We start from the raw sequence: 19794 nt of genomic DNA, 5'->3' as shown, positions 1-19794 counted from the left end.
GCAGTCCCAAGACGGCCGACCTCGCGCCTTTAATGCGCCACTGCCTGCCTGCCGCCGGCGATGGTCGTCAGCACCGGCGTCACCAGATGACAGGCGGCAAAATCCTGATTGCCGCGCACCGTCAGGCTTGGGTGGATGCTCGAACATTTGTCCATGGCACGCGGACAACGCGACTTGAAGCTGCAACCGGGCGGGATATCGATCGGGCTTGGCGGCTCGCCTTCCAGCAGGCAGTCTTCCGGCTGGTAACGGCGTGTCTCCAGCGTCGGCATGGCGCTCAGAAGCGCCATCGTATAGGGGTGACCCGGATCGAAGAACAGGCGCTCGTTTTCCGCCAGTTCGAACACCTCGCCGAGATACATCACCGCCACGCGGTTGCAGACCTTCCGCACCATCGCGAGATCGTGGGAGATGAAGATGTAGGTGAGGTCGTATTCTTTCTGCAGCTTCTGGAACAGGTCGAGCAGCTTGAACTGTTCGGTCTGGTCTAGCGCCGACAGCGTCTCGTCCATGATGAGGATTTCCGGTTCCAGCACCAGCGCCCGCGCCACGTTGATGCGTTGTCGCTGACCGGCACTGAGCCCATGCGGCAGTTCCTCGTAAAGCTCGGCGGCAAGGCCCACTTCATCCATGACTTTCAGAACCCGCTCGCGGATCTTGCCGCTGTCCTTCCAGCCATGCGTGCGCAAAGGTCCTTCCAGCATCTTGCCGATGGCGGTGCGCGGTGGCAGCGAACCGAAGGGGTCCTGCAGCACCATCTGCAGTTTCTTGCGGAATGCCAGAAGATTGCCGCCGGAAAGACGTGAAATGTCGTCTTCCCCGCACAGGACCTGTCCCGAGCTTGGCAGTTCCAGCCGGCTCAGCAGGCGCATCAGTGTGGACTTGCCGCAACCGGATTCGCCGACAATGGCAAAGCTGTCGCCGCGATGCACGTCGAAGGTGACGTTGCGCACGGCGCGGACCTGATTGAAGCCGCCGAAACCGGTCTTCTTCTTGACCTTGTAGATCTGCGAGGCGTCGCGCAGGCTGAGCACCACGTCGCGCTTCTCGTTGAGACGCGGCATCTCGGTCTTTTCCATCCAGATTTTTGGGGTCTGGGCAACGAGATCCCGCGTATAGGCGTAAGCGGGAGAGGCGATCAGCTGCTCGGTTTCCTGTTCCTCGACGATGCGGCCCTGTTCCATCACCAGAATGCGGCTGCAGGCTTCCCGGGCGACGGGCAGCGAGGAGGAAACGAACAGCACGGCGGTGTCGAATTGTTGCGTCAGCTCCTTCATCAGCCGGATGACCTGGGCAGCGACGGTAACGTCGAGCGGCTGGGTGACATTGTCGGCGATCAGCAGGGCTGGGTTGGTCACCAGCGCATCGACGATCAACGCACGCTGCATCATGCCGCCGGAAAACTGTGACGGGTAATCGTGGAAGCGGCTGCGGGCAGACGGAATGCGCACGGCTTCCAGCAGTTCGATCGTGCGTTTTTCCGCCTCCTGACGCGCGGTGCCCGGCACGACGGCGCGCAGTTTTTCGACGATCTGGGCACCGACCGGCAGTGTCGGGTCGAGCGCGCCCATCGGGTTGGCGCCGACATAGGCCACACGGCGGCGCAATGTGCGCATGTCGCCTTCGCCGAGCTGGTAAATGTCTTTGCCTTCGAACAGCACGGAACCGGAGCGCAGATGCAGCGGTGCATCCAGCCAGTTGACAACCGTTTTGGACAGCACCGTCTTGCCGGCACCACTGGCCCCGACCACGCCGACGATTTCGCGCGGTGCAAGCTGGAAGGACAGGTTGTCGAGCACGACCTTGGCGTTATCGGAACGGCCGGCGGTGACGCTGACATTCTTCAGTTCGAGAAGCGGCTGGTTCATCATTCGGACCCTCCGTGAATGGTGTTGCGGGCACGTTCGAGCGAGGCGCCGATGAGGTTGATGCTGGTGAGGGTCAGGCCGAGAAAAATGCCGGGCATGGTGGCGATCCACCAGGCATTCAGCAGGTATTTGCGACCATCGGCGATGATGTTGCCGAAGGTCGGCGTCGGCGGCTGCACGCCGAGACCGAGGAAGCCGAGAGTGGATTCGAAGATCATCATGCGGGCCACATCGAGCACCGAGGTAAAGATCACCGGCGGCAGCAGCAGCGGCAGAAGCAGGCCGACGATGATGCGGATATCGGTCGAGCCGCCGAGCTTTGCGGCCCGCACATATTCGCGCTGCCGCTCGGTCATCACGATGCTGCGCATGATACGGGCATAGACCGGCCAGCTGGACATGCCGAGCACCAGCACGATGGCGGGAATGGTGGGGCGCGACACGCCGAGGACGGCGATGGCCAGAATGATCATCGGGATCGACAGCTGCGCATCGGTAAGGCGCATGATCAGCGTGTCGGTGCGGCCACCGAAATAGCCGGCAATGGTGCCGAGCGCGCAGCCGATGACGAGCGTGACGGCGACGGAGGCAATGCCGATCAGGAAGGAATAACGCAGCCCGACGAGCGAGCGGACCAGCATGTCGCGGCCGATCTGGTCGGTGCCGAGCGGATGCGCAAAACTCCAGTTGTCGCCGGCAAAAAGCGGCGGCAGCAGGCGTGCGCGCACATCCATCTTGGTCGGATCGATACCGCTGATCTCCGGATAGAGTGCGGCGGCAAGCACCAGCAGCATGAAGATGCCGAGGCCGATGCGGAAGCCGGGTGTGGCAGCGGCACGATCGAAAATGCGGCGCGGAATGGAGCGTGGCACCGTCTTTTTCGGCAGGGGCGTATCGAGTGCGGAAGTCATGGACATCAGTATTCGAGCCTCGGATCGATGGTGGTTGCGGCGAGATCGACGATGATGTTGATCAGGACGAAAATGGCGCTGGTGACGATGGCGATGCCCTGGATCAGCGGGAAATCGCGCTGCAGGACAGCGTTGATGGTCAGAAGACCGAGGCCGGGGTAGTCAAAAATGTATTCGACGATGATGACGCCGCCGAGCAGGCTGGAGAACTGCACGCCGAGCAGGTTGAGAAGCGGCACGGAGGCATTGCGCAGCGCGTGGTTGGCAATGATCCGCTGGCGGCTGAGACCACGCACGCGGCCGACCGAGACGTAGGATTCCATCATCTGCCCGGACACGGAGCTGACCAGCGTGCGGATCAGCACCGGCGACAGTTCGACGGCGAGCACAATCGCCGGCAGGATCGTATAGGCAAAGCCCTTGTAGCCGATCGCCGGCAGCCAGCCGAGCTTGACGGAAAACAATAGCGCCAGAACGATGCCGAGCCAGAAATTCGGCAGTGAAATGAAGATCGACGATATGTAGAAGGCGAGCTTGTCCGGCCATCTGCCGATCGCAAGGCCCCCGGCAATGCCGACGATTGCGGAAAAGATCAGCGCGATTACCAGAGTCACGGCAGCAAGCTGCAATGTCATAGGCAGGGCTTCGAAAATCAGGTCGAAGACTTTTGCGCGTTCGCCGCGTGTGCTGTCGTTGAAGCTTGAGCCGCCGGTGGCCGCGCCATTGGCGGGCCGCACGAACGACTGGCCGAGATCGCCCTGCACGACGCCGCCCATGTAACGGCCGAACTGCACCAGGATCGGGTCGCGCAGGCCCATGTCGGTGGCGATCTTCTCGATCAGCGCCTCGGGCGCCATGCCGCCCGCCATCAGGCGAACCGGATCACCGGGCACGACACGCAGCAGCGTGAAGATCAGCAGCGATACCAAGAAGATGATGACGACACCCTGCATCAGGCGCCGCATCAGGAAATTGACGGCAAACATCGCACATACTCCGCTTCGAAACGTCGGTAGAAGATCCGCGCGCCGCCCGGTTGGGGTGAGGCGGCGCGCGGGTGATCACGTCAGGCAGCGGCCTTCGAGGCATCCATCGACCCATCGGGGAAGATGTACATGCCCTCGAAATCCTTCTGCATGGCGTGGATCATCACCGAAGTGAACAGCGAAAGGGCCGGCATCTTGGAGGCGATGAGCGGCATGGTTTCGGTCTGCAGGATCTTCTGGCGCTCCTCCAGCGTCGGTGCGCTGCGCTCCTTGTCGAGGCTGGCGTCGATATCCTTGTCCTCGATGCCGCAGATGCGGTGCGAGGAGGAGTGGAAGTGGGTGCGCAGGATCAGGTCCGGTTCGGGAGACGCGGTCGACCAGCCGCAATCCACCATGTGGCCAGGGCCACCGCCGGGGCGGTGGTAAAGCCGCTCGTTCCAGGCTGCCGGCTCAAGCACGGTCAGGCTGACATTGAAACCCTGCTCATTGAGCATGGCGGTGATGATCTCGCCATATTCCTTGGTCTTCGGGTAGAAACCGACCGAGGTGATGTATTCCAGCGGCGGCAGGCCTTCACCCTTCGGAAAACCGGCCTCGGCGAGCAGCGCCTGGCATTTTTCCGGATCGTATTTCGGATAGTTTTCGAGATCGACGTAGCCGAACTTGACCGGCGAGACGAAGTTCGAAGACGCGTGTCCGGCCGAGCCGAGCACTTCGAGCAGCATGTCGCGGTCGATGGCGTGGCATGCGGCCATGCGCAGACGCTGGTCGTTGAAGGGTTCCTTCGAGCAGCGGAACCACAGATATTTGTTCTCGACCGAAACGACTTCGTTGACGAAGATCGCCGGATTGCCCTTCACGGTATCCACCTGTTCCGGCTCAAGGCGCTCGACGATCGAAGCCTGGCCGTTCATCAGCGACAGCATGCGGGTGGTGGAATCGCCGGTGAAGGTGAAGTTGATGGCGGGAATGGCCGGCTTGCCTTTGAAATAGCCGTCGAAGGCTTCCATCACCGTGTCATTGCCGCGCTGGGCGACGAACTTGAACGGACCTGTCCCGTTGAGGCGCTGCGATAGCGGGCCGCCGGGGCCGCCGGCAATGTCCTTTGCCGACATGATCGGCAGGAAGGAGGCAAGGAACATGAACAGGTGAGCGGGATAACCGCCCTTGGATGTGTCGACGATGACGGTGTAATCGTCCGGCGTCTCGATGGTCAGCGTTTCCGTCGGGCCGGGATACCACTGCGCCGGGCGATCTGCCTGGGCGCCGTATTCGAAGGTCGCCTTGACGTCCTCGGCCTTGAACGGCTTGCCATCATGGAAAACGATGCCTTCGCGCAGCTTGATCTGCAGGCGGTTCGGATCGAGCAGCTTGATGTCGGTGGCAAGCTCGTAAACGACCTCGCCCGGATTATCGAGCTTCATCGGCGTGCGGGTGAGGAAACCCATCACGAAACCTTCGATATTCTTCTGCGAAAGCGTCGTGTGGGCGGTCGGGTCCCAGTTGCCCGTGATGTTTTCTGCCGAAAGGAAGGTCATCGTCTTTCCGCTTTGGGCATAAGCGGAGGAGAAGAAGAAATCGGGATTGATCTGCATGTAGCCGGCGGTGGCAGCAGCGCCTGCGGCTCCCTGCAGGAAACGGCGGCGGTTGAGGTCTGAGCGCATTGTGTTCCCCTATTGCTTTTTTGAACCACAAAACCGTCAAAACGGTCAGAATGGTCAAATGCAAAGGGTGTGCCAAGTGCGGGATGACCGGCTTTGTCGGCCGGTCATCCCTCGAAAAATGTGGTTTCTGACTAATTTGTAGCCGAGTGAAAATCTTTTGGGCGCCGGAATGCCTTCAACCTGATGGCGTCAGCAGGTAGTGGCCGACACCCCAGACCTCGCCATTGTCGTGACCGAAAAGGCCAGCGGTCGCCAGAAAGAACAACCGCCAGCGACGCTGCCACAGCACGGCATCCTTGCCGTAGACCTGGCGGAAGATCGGACGGATGTGATCGATCTCCCGGTCGAAATTGGCAAGCCAGTCCATGGCGGTGCGCTGGTAATGAGTGCCGGACCAGCGCCATTCATCCTCGACCTGAAACAGGTCGCCGAACCGATGCGGCAGGTCGTGTGCCGGCATGATGCCGCCGGTGAAGAAATGATGGGCGATCCAGTCGGCCGGATCGTCGCGGTCGAAGCGGTAGGAGCGGGTCTTGTGGGTGAAGACGTGGAGGAACAGCTTGCCGTCCGGCTTCACCCAGCCGCGCACCCGCGCCAGAAGATCACGCCAGTTCGACATGTGCTCGAACATTTCCACGGAAACCACACGATCGTAGCGCTCTTCTGCGGAAAAATCGTTCATGTCGCAGGTGATCACGGTCAGGTTGGTGAGGCCGCGCTGCTGGGCAAGGCCGAGAATATAGGCGCGCTGCGAGGCGGAATTTGACACGGACGTGATGCGCGAATTCGGAAAGTGCTGGGCCAGATACAGCGACAACGAACCCCAGCCACAGCCAAGTTCGAGAATGTTCATGCCATCCTCGATCGCGGCATGTTGGACTGTCTCGGCCAGCGCGTGGGTTTCCGCTTCGCTCAGCGTGGTATCGGCAGCCGGATAAAGGCAGCAGGAATATTTGCGTTGCGGCCCCAACGCCAATGAAAAGAACTCGGCCGGCACTTCGTAATGCTGGCGGTTTGCCTCGTCGGTATGCGTGGCAATCGGAAAATGCCCCATCGTTCCGGCAAAGGCACGTTCAGCCGATGCCGGCGTGGCAGAGAGCCGCCGTTTCGTGCGGCCGCAGAGGAAGTCGATGCCCGCAAGGGTGACGCTGTCGGAAAGCGGCGCGCGCTCGGCGGCGTTGATGGCGAAGGCCAGCATGTTCAAGGGCGTGTCTCCTCACGGTGTTCATGATCGGGTTTGCGGGGGCCGGGAAAGAAGGCGTTGACGCGGGCCTGCAGGGCGCGGAATTTTTCGCCGCGCGAGCGCAGCATGTGTTGCTCAAGCGGCGGGATGCCGGAAACATGCACCAGCAACCAGTACATCATCAGCGGCGCCAGAGCCGCGAGCCAGCTCCAGGCTGATCCCTGCAGGGCGAACAGAAGCCAGCTGCACCAGAACAGCCATTCGAAAAAATAGTTCGGATGCCGAGAATAGCGCCAGAAACCGGTCTCGCAAACCTCGGTTTTGGCCTGTGGCGTCTTGCGGAAACGGGCGAGCTGAAAGTCGGACAGTGCTTCGCCACCAAGCGCGACGGCAGCGATGATCATCGCGACGATATCGAGGCCATTGGCAAAGGGCGCGTCGTTTGTTGCGGCGAGATAGACGCTAAGAACCAGCACGAATGCGGCCAGTGCCTGGATCTGCAAAAAAAGGAAAAGCCGCAATGCGGCGCTGTCACCCCATTCTTCCGCCAGCTTGGCATAACGCGGGTCTTCATCATCACCGCGCGTGCGTGCGCCGATATGGCTGCCAAGCCGCAGCGCCCAGGCGGATATGACGACCAGAACGACCATGCGCCGGTCAAAATTTCCGTTGGCGAACAGGGCGGCAATCACACCGCCGAGACCGACCGCAAAAGACCAGATCGTGTCGATCCAGCCGCTGCGTCCCGTCCACCGCTGTATGGCCCAGGCACCAGCCATGGCCAGCGACAGCCAGAGCGCGATCACGATCAGAAGAACACTATCCATTGAGCCGCCTGCATTCGGGTGCGCATTATTTGCGCCATCAAGGCAAGTACGCGGAACGGCTTGAATTGGTTTCGCGTTGTCGCACAAAAATCTGCATCAAGCCGACAAAAGACGGTTGCGTGAAACTTATTGCGACCGGACCTCGTCAGTCTTTCAAAGCAGCATGAGTAGCAGTGTAAGTCGGCGAGGATTCTATGAGAGTTGAAGGGCGCGCAACGGGCGGCGATCGATTGAACATAGCCGTGGTGGGAAGCGGCATTTCCGGCCTTTCTGCCGCGTGGCTGCTATCGCAGCATCACGATGTGACCGTTTTCGAGGCGGGCGACCGGATCGGCGGCCACAGTAACACCGTCGCTTTCGAAAGTGCCGGCGGCCCGGTCGCGGTCGATACCGGCTTCATCGTTTATAACGAAGTCACCTATCCCAACCTGACAGCGCTTTTCTCTCTGCTCGCTGTTCCGACAGTCGCCTCCAGCATGTCGTTTGCCGTATCGCTCAACGAAGGGGCGTTCGAATATTCCGGCGGCACCGGCCTTGGCCTGTTTGCGCAGCGTTCCAACATCGTCAGCCCGCGTTTCTGGTCGATGATGCGGGACCTTCTGCGTTTCTATCGCAATGCGCCGCGCGATATCGAAAACATGGGCGGCATTTCGCTCGACGATTACCTGAACCGCAATGGTTATGGTCGCGGTTTCCGCGAGGATCATCTTTATCCGATGGCGGCCGCCATCTGGTCCACGCCGGCGGTCAAGGTCGGCGAGTATCCGGCGGCAAGCTTTGTGCGGTTCTGCTGCAATCACGGACTGCTGGAGCTTTGGAACCGTCCCATCTGGCGCACGGTGAACGGCGGCAGCCGCGAATATGTCTCCCGCCTCACACGACATTTTGCCGACAGGATCAGGCTCTCGACGCCGGTCGTGCAAATCCGCCGTGGAGACCAACAGGTCGAAATCCGCGATGTACACGGTCAGTTGCACATGTTCGACGATGTGGTGATCGCCACCCATGCGGATCAGGCGCTGCGCATGCTGGCGGATGCCAGCGAGCGCGAGAAACGCATCCTCGGTGCTTTCCGTTATTCTCGCAATGAGGCCGTTCTGCACGGCGATACCAGCCTGATGCCAAAACGCCGCGCCGCATGGTCCAGCTGGAATTATGTCTCCGATACGCGCGTCAGAACCGGCGAAGACGTGCAGCAGCCGTCGATCACCTATTGGATGAACCGGCTGCAGCCGCTGGGTTCGGCACCGGCAACATTCGTGACGCTCAACCCAAGCCAGCAGCCGCGCGAGGAAACGGTGATTCGCCGCGAGGTCTATGAACATCCGATCTTCGACCTTGAGACGGACCGGGCACAGCAGGAAATCTGGTCTCTGCAGGGCGTGCGCAACACATGGTTCTGCGGCGCGCATTTCGGCTCCGGTTTCCACGAGGATGGATTGCAGGCGGGTCTCGCGGTGGCCGAAGATCTGGGCGGTGTTGGCCGTCCGTGGCAGGTGGAGCAGGAAAGCGCGCGTATCGTCCGCAAGCCGGTGACCAGGCCTCTGCGCCAGCGTCTGTCCGAGGTGCCGGCATGAGCGCCGGATTAAAATCCGCACTGTTTCCCGGCCACGTCACCCATGCGCGACTGAAGCCGAAGGAGCACAGGCTCGCCTATCGCATCTATTCGCTGCTGATCGATCTCGATGAACTCAATGTTCTCGACCAGAGGCTGAAGGTGTTTTCGGTCGACCGGTTCAATCTGTTTTCCTTCTATCGCAAGGATCGGGGTGATCGTTCCGGTTCGGATCTGAGGGCGCAGGTGGAAGAGGCGATGAACGCCGCCGGGTTGCAGCCGGATGGCGGGCCGATCCGGCTCCTGACCATGCCGCGTCTGCTGGGCTGGGCTTTCAATCCGCTCAGCGTCTTCTTCTGCTACGGCAATGATGGTGCCTTGCGGGCAATCCTCTGGGAAGTCGACAACACGTTCGGCGAACGCCATGGCTACATGATCCCCGTCGCGGAGGGCGCCGGCAACGAGATCGTCCAGCATTGCGACAAGGCGTTTTATGTCTCGCCCTTCATGGACATGGACCTTCGCTACACATTTCGCGTTTCGCCGCCCACCGACAAGCTTTCCATCCGCATCGAAACACGGGACGACAAGGGGCTGGTGCTGACGGCCCGGCATCTTGCCAAGCGAACGGAACTGACCGACGGCGCGCTGTTGAAAGCCTTCTTCGCCATCCCCTTCCTGACGCTGCGTGTTGTCGGCGGCATCCATTGGGAAGCGCTGAAAATCTGGGTGAAGGGCGTGGGTTTGCGCGTTCGTCCCAAGCCGCCTGAAATGCCCGTTTCCCATATCCACGCCATTGCCTCCAGTCACAACGCATCTGCTAAAAAGGTCGATCTGAATGAGCCAGTCTGACGATTTCTCCGAGGTGATGTTTTCCGCACCGTCAGAAACCGCAAAGCTGGGCTTTGGCGGACGTGTCGCAGAAAAACTGATCCGCAATTTGCGCCATGGCCATCTGAAAGTGGTGTTGCCCTCCGGCACCGTGGTGGAGAAGATCGGCCCGGAGCCGGGGCCCGAGGCAACCATCGTCATGCGGCGCTGGCGGGCACTCCGCCGGGTCGTTGCTGCCGGTGATATCGGTTTTGCGGAAGGATTTATCGAAGGTGACTGGACGACGCCGGATCTGACGGCGCTGATCCGGCTGGCCGCCCGCAATGACGAGGCGCTGGCACCGGCGATCGACGGCAATGTCGCGCTGCGGCTCGTCAACCGCATCCGGCATATGCTGAATGCCAATACCAAACGCGGAAGCCGGCGCAATATCGAAGCGCATTACGATCTCGGCAACGATTTCTACAAGGAATGGCTCGACGGCTCGATGCTCTATTCCTCCGGCATATTCGACGATGACACGGCAACGCTGGAAGCCTCCCAGCGCAAAAAACTCGATCGCATTCGCGAAAAGCTCGATCTTGAGGGCGGCGAAAGCGTGCTGGAAATCGGCTGCGGCTGGGGTGCGCTCGCCCTCGATCTGGCAGCCCAAGCTGATGCGAATGTCGTCGGCCTGACACTGTCGCCGTCACAGCTGGGCTGGGCGCAAAATGTCGTTGCGGCGAACGGCAAATCGCAACAGGTCGACCTGCGTTTGCAGGATTACCGCGATGTTCAGGGCCAGTTCGACCGTATCGTGTCGATCGAAATGTTCGAGGCGGTGGGAGAAGCCTACTGGCCGGGTTATTTCGAGACCCTGAAACGCTGCATGAAGGCCGATGGCCGCGCGGTCCTACAGATCATTTCCATCGAGCAGGCGCGTTATGAAGCCTATCGCGGCAAGGCCGATTTCATCCAGAAATACGTCTTTCCGGGCGGTTTCCTGCCGTCCGACAAAGCGCTCGAGGCGGCAGTTGCGGCTGCCGGCCTGAAACTTCGCGAGGTCGAGCATTTTGGCAAATCCTATGCCCGCACGCTTCTTGAGTGGCGCATCCGCTTTCAGGCGCGTTGGCCGGCAATTGCCAGCCAGGGGTTTGACGAGCGCTTCCGCCGCCTCTGGCACTACTACCTCTGCTACTGCGAGGCCGGTTTCGAGGAAGGAAGCATCAATGTCGGGCTTTATACGATCGAGCACGCCTGAAGGCAGATCACCGGGGAGATCCGAAATGAAATCCAACCTCATCCTGTCCGGGCTGATTTTTCTCGGTTTTGCCGGCGCCTCCCAAGCGGCGGATGTTGATGGTGAATGGGCAAGGGGTGACGGCAATGCGCGGGTGATCGTGGCGCCCTGCGGATCGGACATTTGCGCCGTCAACACCTGGATCAAACCCGGTACGCCTAAGGAAAAGAAGGGCGACAAGCTCGTCATGTCCGTCAAGCCGAGTGGCGATGGTATCTATTCCGGCACTGCTTTCGATCCGCAACGGGACATGACCTACAAGATCACGGTGACGGTGAATGGCGACAAGATGACCACGAAAGGCTGCATCGTCGCCGGCCTTCTGTGCAAGGGCGTCGACTGGTCGAGGATCAACTGACCGGGCGGCTTCCGGTCAAAAGGAGTATTTCATGAAAACCTATGCCACCGCCTATGCCGTCACGCTGATCGTTTTTGTCGTGGTCGATTTTATCTGGCTCAGCGTCATGGCCGATCGCCTCTACCGGCCGGTCATGGGCGACATGCTGGCGCCGAAATTCCGGCTGGCACCGGCGATCGTGTTCTACATTATCTTCATTGCCGGCATGACTTTTCTGGCGGTGCGTCCGGGGATTCTGGCCCAATCTGTCTGGGTCGGCCTCATCCACGGTGCAGTTCTGGGCTTTACCGCTTACGCCACCTACGATCTGACCAGCCAGGCCGTGCTGAAAAACTGGTCTACGGCTCTGACGGTGGCCGACCTGATCTGGGGCACGTTCGTTTCTGCCATCGCAGCGGGTGCGGGAACATGGGCCGCGCTGTTCGTGAAAGCGAGATCGGGGGGCTGAAACGTCGACTGAAACGCGCAGGCGTCAGAGGCTGATGGTGATGCCGCCATCGACATAGAGCGTGTGCCCGTTGACGAATGACGAGCCCTTACCGGACAGAAACACGGCGGCGCCGACCAGTTCATCGACATTGCCCCAGCGGGCAGCCGGCGTGCGCTTTTCCAGCCAGGCGGAAAATTCCGGATTGTCGACCAGCGCCTGATTGAGCGGCGTCTTGAAGTAGCCGGGAGCAATGGCATTGACCTGCAGGCCGTGTTTGGCCCAATCGGTGGACATGCCCCTGGTGAGATTTTTGACCGCACCTTTCGTGGCCGTGTAGGGCGCGATGCCGGGCCGCGCCAGTTCGCTCTGCACCGAGGCGATGTTGATGATCTTGCCGTGACCGCGGGCGATCATGTGGCGGGCCACCGCCTGGCCGACGTAAAACACGCTGGAAATATTGGTGGTCAGAAGCTGTTGCCACTTGTCGATCGGAAAATCCTCCAGCGGCGCGCGATGCTGCATGCCGGCATTGTTGATGAGGATGTCGATTGCGCCGATCTCGGCTTCGATGCGCGTGATGCCCGCCGCGACCGAGGCGGGATCGGTGGCGTCGAAGGCGACGGCTCGGGCGTTAAAACCGTCATCGGCCAACTGTCTGACCGCGGCATCGAGCTTGGTTTCGTCGCGGCCGTTGAGAATGACGCTGGCGCCATGTTCGGCAAGCCCACGCGCCAGCGCCAGACCAATGCCCTGGCTGGAACCGGTGATCAGCGCGGTTTTGCTCGTCAGATCGAACAGCGGAAACGACATCAAGGAACTCTCCCGGTTCAAAAATTTCATGGCGTTGACGCGCGGATGACAGCCTGTTGATCGGCTCAGGTCAAGCGCCGAGGCGAAAGGACGGTGCCGTTGTCAGGATGTCTGATTTTGGTCGGAGCTGGCCCGGTTCTGAAAATAATCCGCCTGCTGGCCGGTCAGTCGCTGGCGGTACCGGTCCTTTGCCGCAACCAGATGCGCGCGCATGGCATCGCGGGCGGCATCCGCATCGCCCAGCGAAATCGCCTGCAGGATGGCAAGATGTTCGCGCTGCAGGCCGTTCAGATAATCCGCCGACAGAACCTCCACCGAATACCATGGCGAACTGCGATCACACGGAATGGTGCGATCGCCCAGCGCATCGAGAATCTCGACATAAAACTCGTTATTGGTGGCAGCCGCGATCTCGCGGTGAAAGGCAAAATCCGCCTTGCCGGTCGGCTCGCCCTGTTTCAGTAGCGCCTCGAACTCGAAAAACGCCTCCTGTATGCGCGCTTCCTGCGATGGGCTGCGGCGCTGGGCGGCAAGACCGGCGCTTTCGATCTCGATGCCCATGCGCACTTCCAGTACATTGACGGCGCGGCTGATACGGTTGCCCATGTCGGCGGTGATCGCGCTGATCTTTAGCGTCGGGTGATCCACCACGAACACGCCGGCGCCGTGCCGCACCTCCACCATGCCATCGCCGGCAAGCGAGGCGACTGCCTCGCGCACGACAGTGCGGCTGACGCCGAACAATTCGGTCATGCGGGTTTCCGTCGGCAGTCTCTCGCCGACACCGAAGTCGCCGGCGAGAATTTGTGTGCGCAATTGCTGCGCAACATTTTCGAAGAGTTTTGGTCTTCGCTCGACACGCATATCCGAAGGGGTGGCAGGCATGTCCATCCTCCTATCGGAAGACGCTCGGCAGCCACAGCGACAGAGCCGGGATGTAGGTGACCATCAGCAGCACTACGAGGCCGGCGCCATAGAATGGCCAGATCGAGCGCATGGCCTCCCACACGGATATCTTGCCGACCGCGCAGGCGACGAACTGCACGGCTCCCACCGGCGGGGTGTTGAGGCCGATGCCGTAGTTGAGGATCATGATCACGCCGAAATGCACCGGATCGACACCATAAGCGACGGCGATGGGCAGAAAGATCGGGGTGGTGATGATGATGGTTGGGCCCATGTCCATGAACGTGCCGAGGATCAGCATGATCACGTTGAGCAGAAGCAGGATCATGATCGGGTTGTCGGACAGAGCCTGCAACCAGACGACCAGCGTCGCCGGCACGCGCAGGAAAGCCATCAGCCACGAGAAGGATGCGGCACAGCCGATGATCAGCAGCACCATGGCGGTGGTGCGCACCGCGCCCATGGTTGCATGCACAAAATCCTTCCAGCTCAGCTGACGATAAACCAGCGTGGTGATCAGCAGCGCATAGATGACGGCGATGCAGGAGCTTTCGGTGGCTGTGAAGATGCCGGAACGCACGCCGCCGAAAATGATGGCGATCAGCAGCAGGCCGGGAATGGCGACGGCGAGAAGATGCAGCGCCACCATCAGGCCCGGAAACGGCTCGGTCGGATAACCGCGTTTGCTGGCGACGAAATAGGCGGTCACCATCAGCACGGCGGCAAACAGCAGGCCGGGAATGACACCGGCGGTAAACAGGTCGGCGATGGAAATCTTGCCGCCGGCCGAGATCGAGTAGATGATCATGTTGTGCGAGGGCGGCAGAAGCAGGGCAATCAGCGCTGCCATCGAGGTGACGTTGACTGCGTAATCGGCGCCGTAACCACGCGCCTTCATCTGCGGGATCATCAACCCGCCAACGGCTGCCGCTTCCGCCACGGCCGAGCCGGAAATGCCGCCGAACAGGGTTGAGGTCAGAATGTTGACCTGCCCCAACCCGCCGCGAAGATGCCCGACGATGGAAGCGGCAAAGGCGACGATACGGCCGGCAATGCCGCCGCGCACCATCAGGTCACCGGAATAGATGAAGAAGGGAATGGCGAGCATGGAAAACACGCTCATGCCGGAGTTCATGCGCTGGAACACCACCAGTGGCGGCAGGCCCATGTAGATGACGGTGGCAAGGCTCGAAACGCCGAGACAAAAGGCGATCGGCGTGCCGATCAGCATGAGCAGCGTAAAGCTGCCGAACAGGATCCAGAGTTCCATTCTTCTATTCCCCCCTGGCCGTGCCGGCTGCGTTCCTGCGCGCCGCATCGGCCGCGTCCTTGCGGACGTCTTCGATGTTTTCGAGTTCGACTGCGATTTCCGGTGGTGCCATTTCGTCCAGCACTTCGTCGATCGGTGCGCCGCTGAGGCGGGCAACGATGCGTTCCAGCGAAAACAGCGAGATCAGCACACCGCCGCCGATCAGCGGCACGTAATCCCATGCGCCGGATATGCCGAGCGCCGGCATGGTGGTGGCGATGGTCAGCTGCACCAGGCTGGTGCCGTACCAGATCATGCCGATGCCGAAGGCGAAGATGACGATGTCGGAAATCATCCGCAGCCATTTCTTGGCGGCTGTCGGCAGCACGTAAAGCAGGACGTCGAAACCCATATGGTTGTTTTCGCGCACGCCGACGGCAGCACCGAGAAAGATGAACCAGCTCATCAGGATCACCGCGCCGGGTTCGGTCCAGCTGGGTGAATCGTTGAGAACGTAGCGGCAGAAAACCTGCCAGGCGACGATCGCCGTCATGACGACGAGCCCGACACCGGCAAGGTAGAGCACCAGCGTGTTGAGTTTGGTGAGAATGGGCAGGCCAGTTCTTAAGTGCGCATTCATGGGTAAGCGTCTCCTGACCTTTCCGGCAGCCGGAAGGGTTGGACGAAGGTCCTTGGGTCTTGGATTTCTCGGAAACGGCGATCCCACCCCGGCCTGAAGGACGGGGTGGGGCTGAAACTTACTTGGCGGCCTGAACGTCGGCGACGAGCTTTTTCAACACGTCGTCCTTGACGTGCTTAGCGTAGACCGGCTTCATCGCGTCGATAAAGCCCTGCTTCTCGACCTCGTTGATCTGGGCCCCGGCCTTTTCGACCGTGGCACGAGATTCTGCGGTCTTTTTCGCCCACAGCTCACGCTGCTTGGCAACGCTGTCTTTTGCCGCCTGCTTGAACAGAGCCTGATCCTCGGGTGTCAGCTTGTCGAAGGCGGCCTTGTTCATGACGAACACTTCCGGCAGGATGGTGTGCTGATCGAGCGAGAGAAATTTGGCGACTTCGAAATGCTTGGCGGTGTCATAGCTCGGAAAGTTGTTTTCCGCGCCGTCGATGACGCCGGTTTCAACCGAGGAATAGACTTCGCCATAGGGCATCGGCGTGGCGTTTGCGCCAAGCGCCGCAGTCATGTCGACAAAGATGTCGGACTGGATGACGCGGAATTTCAGGCCTTTCATGTCGGCCACGGTCTTGATCGGCTTTTTCGAATTGTAGAAGGAGCGTGAACCGGCGTCATAAAAGGCCAGTGCCACCAGTCCTGCCGGTTCGAACGCCGCCTTGATCTGGTCGCCGATCGGGCCGTCCATCACCGCGTGCATGTGTTCTTCCGAGCGGAAAATGTAGGGCAAAGCCGGAACGATGGTTTCCTTCACGGTACCGTTGAATGGCGCCATGGACACGCGGTTGAGTTCGATCACGCCGGAGCGAACCTGCTCGATCGTGTCCTTTTCCTCGCCCAGCTGCGCCGAGTGGTAAACCTCGACGCCATAACGGCCGGCGGTACGTTCCTTGATCAGTTCGCCGAAATATTTGACGCCTTCGACGGTCGGATAACCATCGGGATGGGTGTCGGACGATTTCAGCACGGTCTGTGCCGCCGCCGTTCCGAGCATCAGCAGCGACGCGAGCGCCACGCCGGACAACAATTTGGAAATATGCAACATTTTCTCCTCCCAGATCGCGGACGAGCGTCCGCTGTTGCGCTTTTGGAAAATCACACGACCAGACGCCATCGCGACTTGTCTGTCGCGATGCCTTTACGCATCAGCAGTGGATTGTTTCAGCCGTTCCTCCTACGGTTGAATGCAATTGGTAAAATGCAAAATTGATCATGTCAACATATCAAAAAGTATCAGATGTATGATGACTTTTCGGTCGCATGGGCACTGCGGCGCCGATAGTGTAGGCACTGACTGAAGCGACAAAGGGGAGGTTGTCTGTGTCCGGTTCCACCAAATTGCGCACCGCCATCATCGGTCTCGGCATGGCTTCGCCGCAGCATGCGCTGAGCCTGCTCGACCTGAAGGACGAGGTTGAGGTCGCCGCCGCATTCAGCCCCAGCGAGGCCCGGCGGGCGGCCTTTGCCGAGCGGTTCGGCCTGCCGGTGGTGGACAATGCCGATGCGATCTTCGAGGATGCCTCGATCGATTACGTCATCATTCTCACGCCACCCAACACGCATCTGGAACTGGTGCAGCGCGCCGCCGCCGCCGGCAAACATGTGCTGCTGGAAAAGCCGCTGGATGTCACATTCGAGCGGTCGCAGCAGATCGTCGCGGTGGCCGACAGGGCCAATGTCAGGCTCGGCGTGGTGTTCCAGCGCCGCTTTCGCCCGACATTTATCGAAACGGCCCGGTTGCTGGCAGAGGGTGCCTTGGGCGATATCATCTCTGTCTCGATGCGCCTCAACAACTGGCGGCCGCAAAGTTATTACGACGAGCCGGGACGCGGCACGATTGCGCGCGATGGCGGCGGCGTGTTGTTGACGCAGGCGATCCACACGATCGACCAGATGATCACGCTGGCCGGCTCGCCGGTGCAGGTCAGCGGCTTTGCCGTGACAAGCCCGGTTCACCGCATGGAAACCGAGGACCTCGTGCATGCCGCCATGCGCTTTGAAAACGGTGCGATCGGCTCACTCAGCGCCACCACCGCGGCCTATCCGGGTTATCCCGACGAGATCGAAATTCTCGGCACGAAAGGTTCGGCGCGGCTGAGCAGCGATAGCGGGGTGATTGCGCTGATGGATGGCCGCAGGATCGCGCTTGATGATGGGGCTGAGGGGGGCGGAACGGGCGATGACCCGATGGCATTCTCGCACAAAAATCATCTGGCGCTGCACAGAGCGTTTATCGACGCACTTCGTCAAAAGCGCCAACCGATGGCCTCGGGAGAGGAGGCGCTGAAAGCCCACCGGCTGATCGACGCCATCCTGCGGGCAGCAGATGAGGGCGTGACAGTCACGCTCTGATCGCCGCCCACGTCCTGCACCATCTCAGTCGGCGAATTCCGGTTCGGTGCGCATCAGCTGGCGGCGGATGCTTTCCATGTGCAGGCGTGCGCTTTCCGGATCGCCCTCGCGCATTTCCAGATAGGTTTTCCGGGCAATCTCCGGTGGCACCGCCTTGAGCTGGCGGCCGGTGGACATGGCGAGCAACTGCACTTCGGCGGCACGTTCCAGATAATAGAGATCATCATAGGCTTCGGCGATGGTCGGCCCAAGCACCATCACGCCGTGGTTTTTCAGGAATACGATATCGGCATCGCCCATGGCGCGGGCAATGCGGAGGCCTTCGTTATCGTCGAGCGCCAGGCCATTGTAGTTCTCGTCGATCGCCGTGCGGCCGTAAAATTTCAGCGCCGTCTGCCCGGCCCAGACCAGCGGTTCTCCCTCCAGCATGGAAAGCGCCGTTGCATAGGGCATATGGGTATGGAAGGCGGCGGTGGCGCGCGGCAGGGTCTTGTGAAGCTGGGCGTGAATGTAGAAGGCTGTCGCCTCCGGCTTACCGCTGCCGGCCACGACATTGCCGTTGAAATCGCAAACCAGAAGCTGCGACGCGGTGATTTCGGCGAATGCCCAACCGTAAGGGTTCACCAGAAACAGGTCGTCATGGCCGGGCAGGAGCGCGGAAAAATGGTTGCAGATGCCTTCCTGCAATCCGAGTTTTGCCGCCATGCGGAAAGAGGCGGCGAGATCGATGCGCGCCTCGCGGATGGCGTTGCTCTCAAGCGAGGCATGACGCAGGACAGAAGGGGCCGCGGAGACGCTTTTCAATTCATGGGCCATGACATTCTCCTTTTGCTTAAAGGGGGGATTTCTTGTCACCGGTGAACGGCGAGTGCGTTGTCGTAGAGGGAACAGAATTCGGCAGAAACATCCGATGCGATCGATGCGATCAGTGGCGCAAGTCGCGACGACGGATTGTCGAGATAGACGGCAAAATAGTCGGTTGCCGGAAAGGGATGGCGAACGTTCAAGACTTTCAGCGTGCCGAGCCGCAACTCGTTCTGAATGACGATCGGCGGCAGAACGGCAATGCCGATGCCGGCCGCGACCATGCTGATCGTCGTTGCCAGCGAGTTGGAATAATGCACCACACCCTGACCCAGCGAATTGGTCGGCAGATATTCGACCATGCGCTTGTAGGCCTGTGTGCCCACCTCATAGGAAATGATCGGGTTCAGCATCAGGTCGGCGCGGGTCATCGCCTCCTCGTCGGAGGGAAAGGCGCTGTTGGCGATCCAGAACATGCCGAGCGTACAGAGATCGACGACCCGGAATTTTTCCACCTGTGGGCCATGAAAACCGAGAATGATGTCGAGTTCGCGCTTTTCCAGCTTGGAAAGGATGGTGAGCGACGCATCGGTGGTGACGGACACACGTACACGCGGAAACCGCTGCCTCAGTGTTTCCATGATGCCGGGAAGGATCGCCAGCGCCATGGAGGGTACGAGGCCGATGCGCACCGTGCCCTCCACCGTTTCAGGGGGCGCGACATCGGCGACAAGGCGATTGTAGCGGGCGATGATATCGCGGGCACCGGAAACGAAGGAGCGGCCCTCGCGCGTCAGGTGCACGTCGCGGGTGTCACGCTCGAAAAGGCGGATGCCGAGTTCCTGCTCGATGGCCGAGATGCGGTTGGAAATGGCGGCAGGAGTGATGTTCATGCGGTCGGCGGTGACACGAAAACTTCGAAGTTCCGCAAGCCAGACCACGGTTTCAAGGAAACGAATATTCATCGCGTGAACGCGCCTCACCGTTTTGTCGACCAATCCTGCGCATTATTCGCGTCCAGATTGTCGTAAGCTGCTGTTTTTCACAGACTATGTTCCCTGCTGCCACGTTACACCGTGAAGATGATATG

19 protein-coding genes are annotated in these 19794 nt (G+C 60.5%); 6 read left to right on the top strand and 13 right to left on the bottom strand.

Annotation, left to right across the window (positions count from 1 at the left end; translation table 11 throughout):
* Positions 1-29: 29 nt before the first annotated feature.
* From AAIH70_RS12645 to AAIH70_RS12620, 6 genes are all read right to left on the bottom strand, one after another.
* Entirely contained in the window at positions 30-1868 is a 1839-nt protein-coding gene (locus AAIH70_RS12645) for an ABC transporter ATP-binding protein (RefSeq protein ID WP_132275905.1), read from the bottom strand.
* Positions 1868-2785 (bottom strand): ABC transporter permease, encoded by a 918-nt coding sequence (locus AAIH70_RS12640; RefSeq protein WP_132275314.1) that lies wholly within the window; start codon positions 2783-2785, stop codon positions 1868-1870. Before AAIH70_RS12640 ends, AAIH70_RS12645 begins: the two co-directional genes overlap by 1 nt.
* Positions 2785-3765, bottom strand: a complete 981-nt coding sequence (locus AAIH70_RS12635) for an ABC transporter permease (RefSeq protein ID WP_132275317.1) — start codon at positions 3763-3765, stop codon at positions 2785-2787. The genes AAIH70_RS12640 and AAIH70_RS12635 overlap by 1 nt, the downstream gene beginning before the upstream one ends.
* Before the next feature lie 80 nt (positions 3766-3845).
* Positions 3846-5429, bottom strand: a complete 1584-nt coding sequence (locus tag AAIH70_RS12630; RefSeq protein ID WP_132275320.1) for an ABC transporter substrate-binding protein — start codon at positions 5427-5429, stop codon at positions 3846-3848.
* 175 nt (positions 5430-5604) lie between these two features.
* Positions 5605-6633, bottom strand: coding sequence for an SAM-dependent methyltransferase (locus AAIH70_RS12625; protein WP_132275323.1), 1029 nt, complete (start codon positions 6631-6633; stop codon positions 5605-5607).
* Complete coding sequence (locus AAIH70_RS12620; protein ID WP_132275326.1) at positions 6630-7439, bottom strand: DUF1295 domain-containing protein; 810 nt, start codon at positions 7437-7439, stop codon at positions 6630-6632. Before AAIH70_RS12620 ends, AAIH70_RS12625 begins: the two co-directional genes overlap by 4 nt.
* A gap of 194 nt (positions 7440-7633) precedes the next feature.
* Between AAIH70_RS12620 and AAIH70_RS12615 the strand changes: the two genes are divergently transcribed.
* Genes AAIH70_RS12615 through AAIH70_RS12595 form a run of 5 tightly spaced genes read left to right on the top strand, consistent with a single transcriptional unit; the run spans position 7634 to position 11910 of the window.
* Complete coding sequence (locus AAIH70_RS12615) at positions 7634-9016, top strand: NAD(P)/FAD-dependent oxidoreductase (protein ID WP_132275329.1); 1383 nt, start codon at positions 7634-7636, stop codon at positions 9014-9016.
* The gene (locus AAIH70_RS12610; protein WP_430034291.1) at positions 9013-9846 is read left to right on the top strand and encodes a DUF1365 domain-containing protein; all 834 of its coding nucleotides are present in this window, start codon (positions 9013-9015) and stop codon (positions 9844-9846) included. Before AAIH70_RS12615 ends, AAIH70_RS12610 begins: the two co-directional genes overlap by 4 nt.
* A complete protein-coding gene (locus AAIH70_RS12605; protein WP_132275335.1) occupies positions 9833-11065 on the top strand; it encodes an SAM-dependent methyltransferase in 1233 nt (410 codons plus the stop codon). The genes AAIH70_RS12610 and AAIH70_RS12605 overlap by 14 nt, the downstream gene beginning before the upstream one ends.
* Before the next feature lie 25 nt (positions 11066-11090).
* Positions 11091-11462, top strand: a complete 372-nt coding sequence (locus tag AAIH70_RS12600) for a DUF2147 domain-containing protein (protein ID WP_132275338.1) — start codon at positions 11091-11093, stop codon at positions 11460-11462.
* A gap of 31 nt (positions 11463-11493) precedes the next feature.
* The gene (locus AAIH70_RS12595; protein WP_132275341.1) at positions 11494-11910 is read left to right on the top strand and encodes a DUF2177 family protein; all 417 of its coding nucleotides are present in this window, start codon (positions 11494-11496) and stop codon (positions 11908-11910) included.
* A gap of 24 nt (positions 11911-11934) precedes the next feature.
* Here AAIH70_RS12595 and AAIH70_RS12590 read toward each other — a convergent pair whose 3' ends face one another.
* From AAIH70_RS12590 to AAIH70_RS12570, 5 genes are all read right to left on the bottom strand, one after another.
* Positions 11935-12702 (bottom strand): SDR family oxidoreductase, encoded by a 768-nt coding sequence (locus tag AAIH70_RS12590; protein WP_132275343.1) that lies wholly within the window; start codon positions 12700-12702, stop codon positions 11935-11937.
* A 102-nt stretch (positions 12703-12804) separates the two neighbouring features.
* Positions 12805-13587 carry a FadR/GntR family transcriptional regulator gene (locus AAIH70_RS12585; RefSeq protein WP_165932044.1) on the bottom strand — a complete coding sequence of 261 codons (783 nt, stop codon included), beginning with the start codon at positions 13585-13587 and terminating at the stop codon, positions 12805-12807.
* Between the two features lie 10 nt (positions 13588-13597).
* Entirely contained in the window at positions 13598-14878 is a 1281-nt protein-coding gene (locus AAIH70_RS12580) for a TRAP transporter large permease (protein ID WP_132275346.1), read from the bottom strand.
* Between the two features lie 4 nt (positions 14879-14882).
* A complete protein-coding gene (locus AAIH70_RS12575) occupies positions 14883-15497 on the bottom strand; it encodes a TRAP transporter small permease (RefSeq protein ID WP_132275349.1) in 615 nt (204 codons plus the stop codon).
* Positions 15498-15615: 118 nt separating this feature from the next.
* Positions 15616-16542, bottom strand: a complete 927-nt coding sequence (locus AAIH70_RS12570) for a TRAP transporter substrate-binding protein (RefSeq protein ID WP_430034448.1) — start codon at positions 16540-16542, stop codon at positions 15616-15618.
* A 326-nt stretch (positions 16543-16868) separates the two neighbouring features.
* On the opposite strand from AAIH70_RS12570, the gene AAIH70_RS12565 reads away from it, so the two are divergent.
* Positions 16869-17900: a Gfo/Idh/MocA family protein gene (locus AAIH70_RS12565; RefSeq protein WP_132275355.1), complete on the top strand. Its 1032-nt coding sequence runs from the start codon at positions 16869-16871 to the stop codon at positions 17898-17900.
* 24 nt (positions 17901-17924) lie between these two features.
* Here the strand turns inward: AAIH70_RS12565 and AAIH70_RS12560 are convergent, their stop codons facing one another.
* Positions 17925-18716 (bottom strand): aldolase, encoded by a 792-nt coding sequence (locus AAIH70_RS12560; protein ID WP_132275357.1) that lies wholly within the window; start codon positions 18714-18716, stop codon positions 17925-17927.
* Positions 18717-18751: 35 nt separating this feature from the next.
* Positions 18752-19669 carry a LysR family transcriptional regulator gene (locus tag AAIH70_RS12555; protein ID WP_132275360.1) on the bottom strand — a complete coding sequence of 306 codons (918 nt, stop codon included), beginning with the start codon at positions 19667-19669 and terminating at the stop codon, positions 18752-18754.
* Positions 19670-19794: the final 125 nt, after the last annotated feature.

Source organism: Neorhizobium sp. BT27B (assembly GCF_050455485.1).
Taxonomy (GTDB): Bacteria; Pseudomonadota; Alphaproteobacteria; order Rhizobiales; family Rhizobiaceae; genus Neorhizobium.
This window is presented reverse-complemented; position numbering and strand designations above follow the sequence as displayed.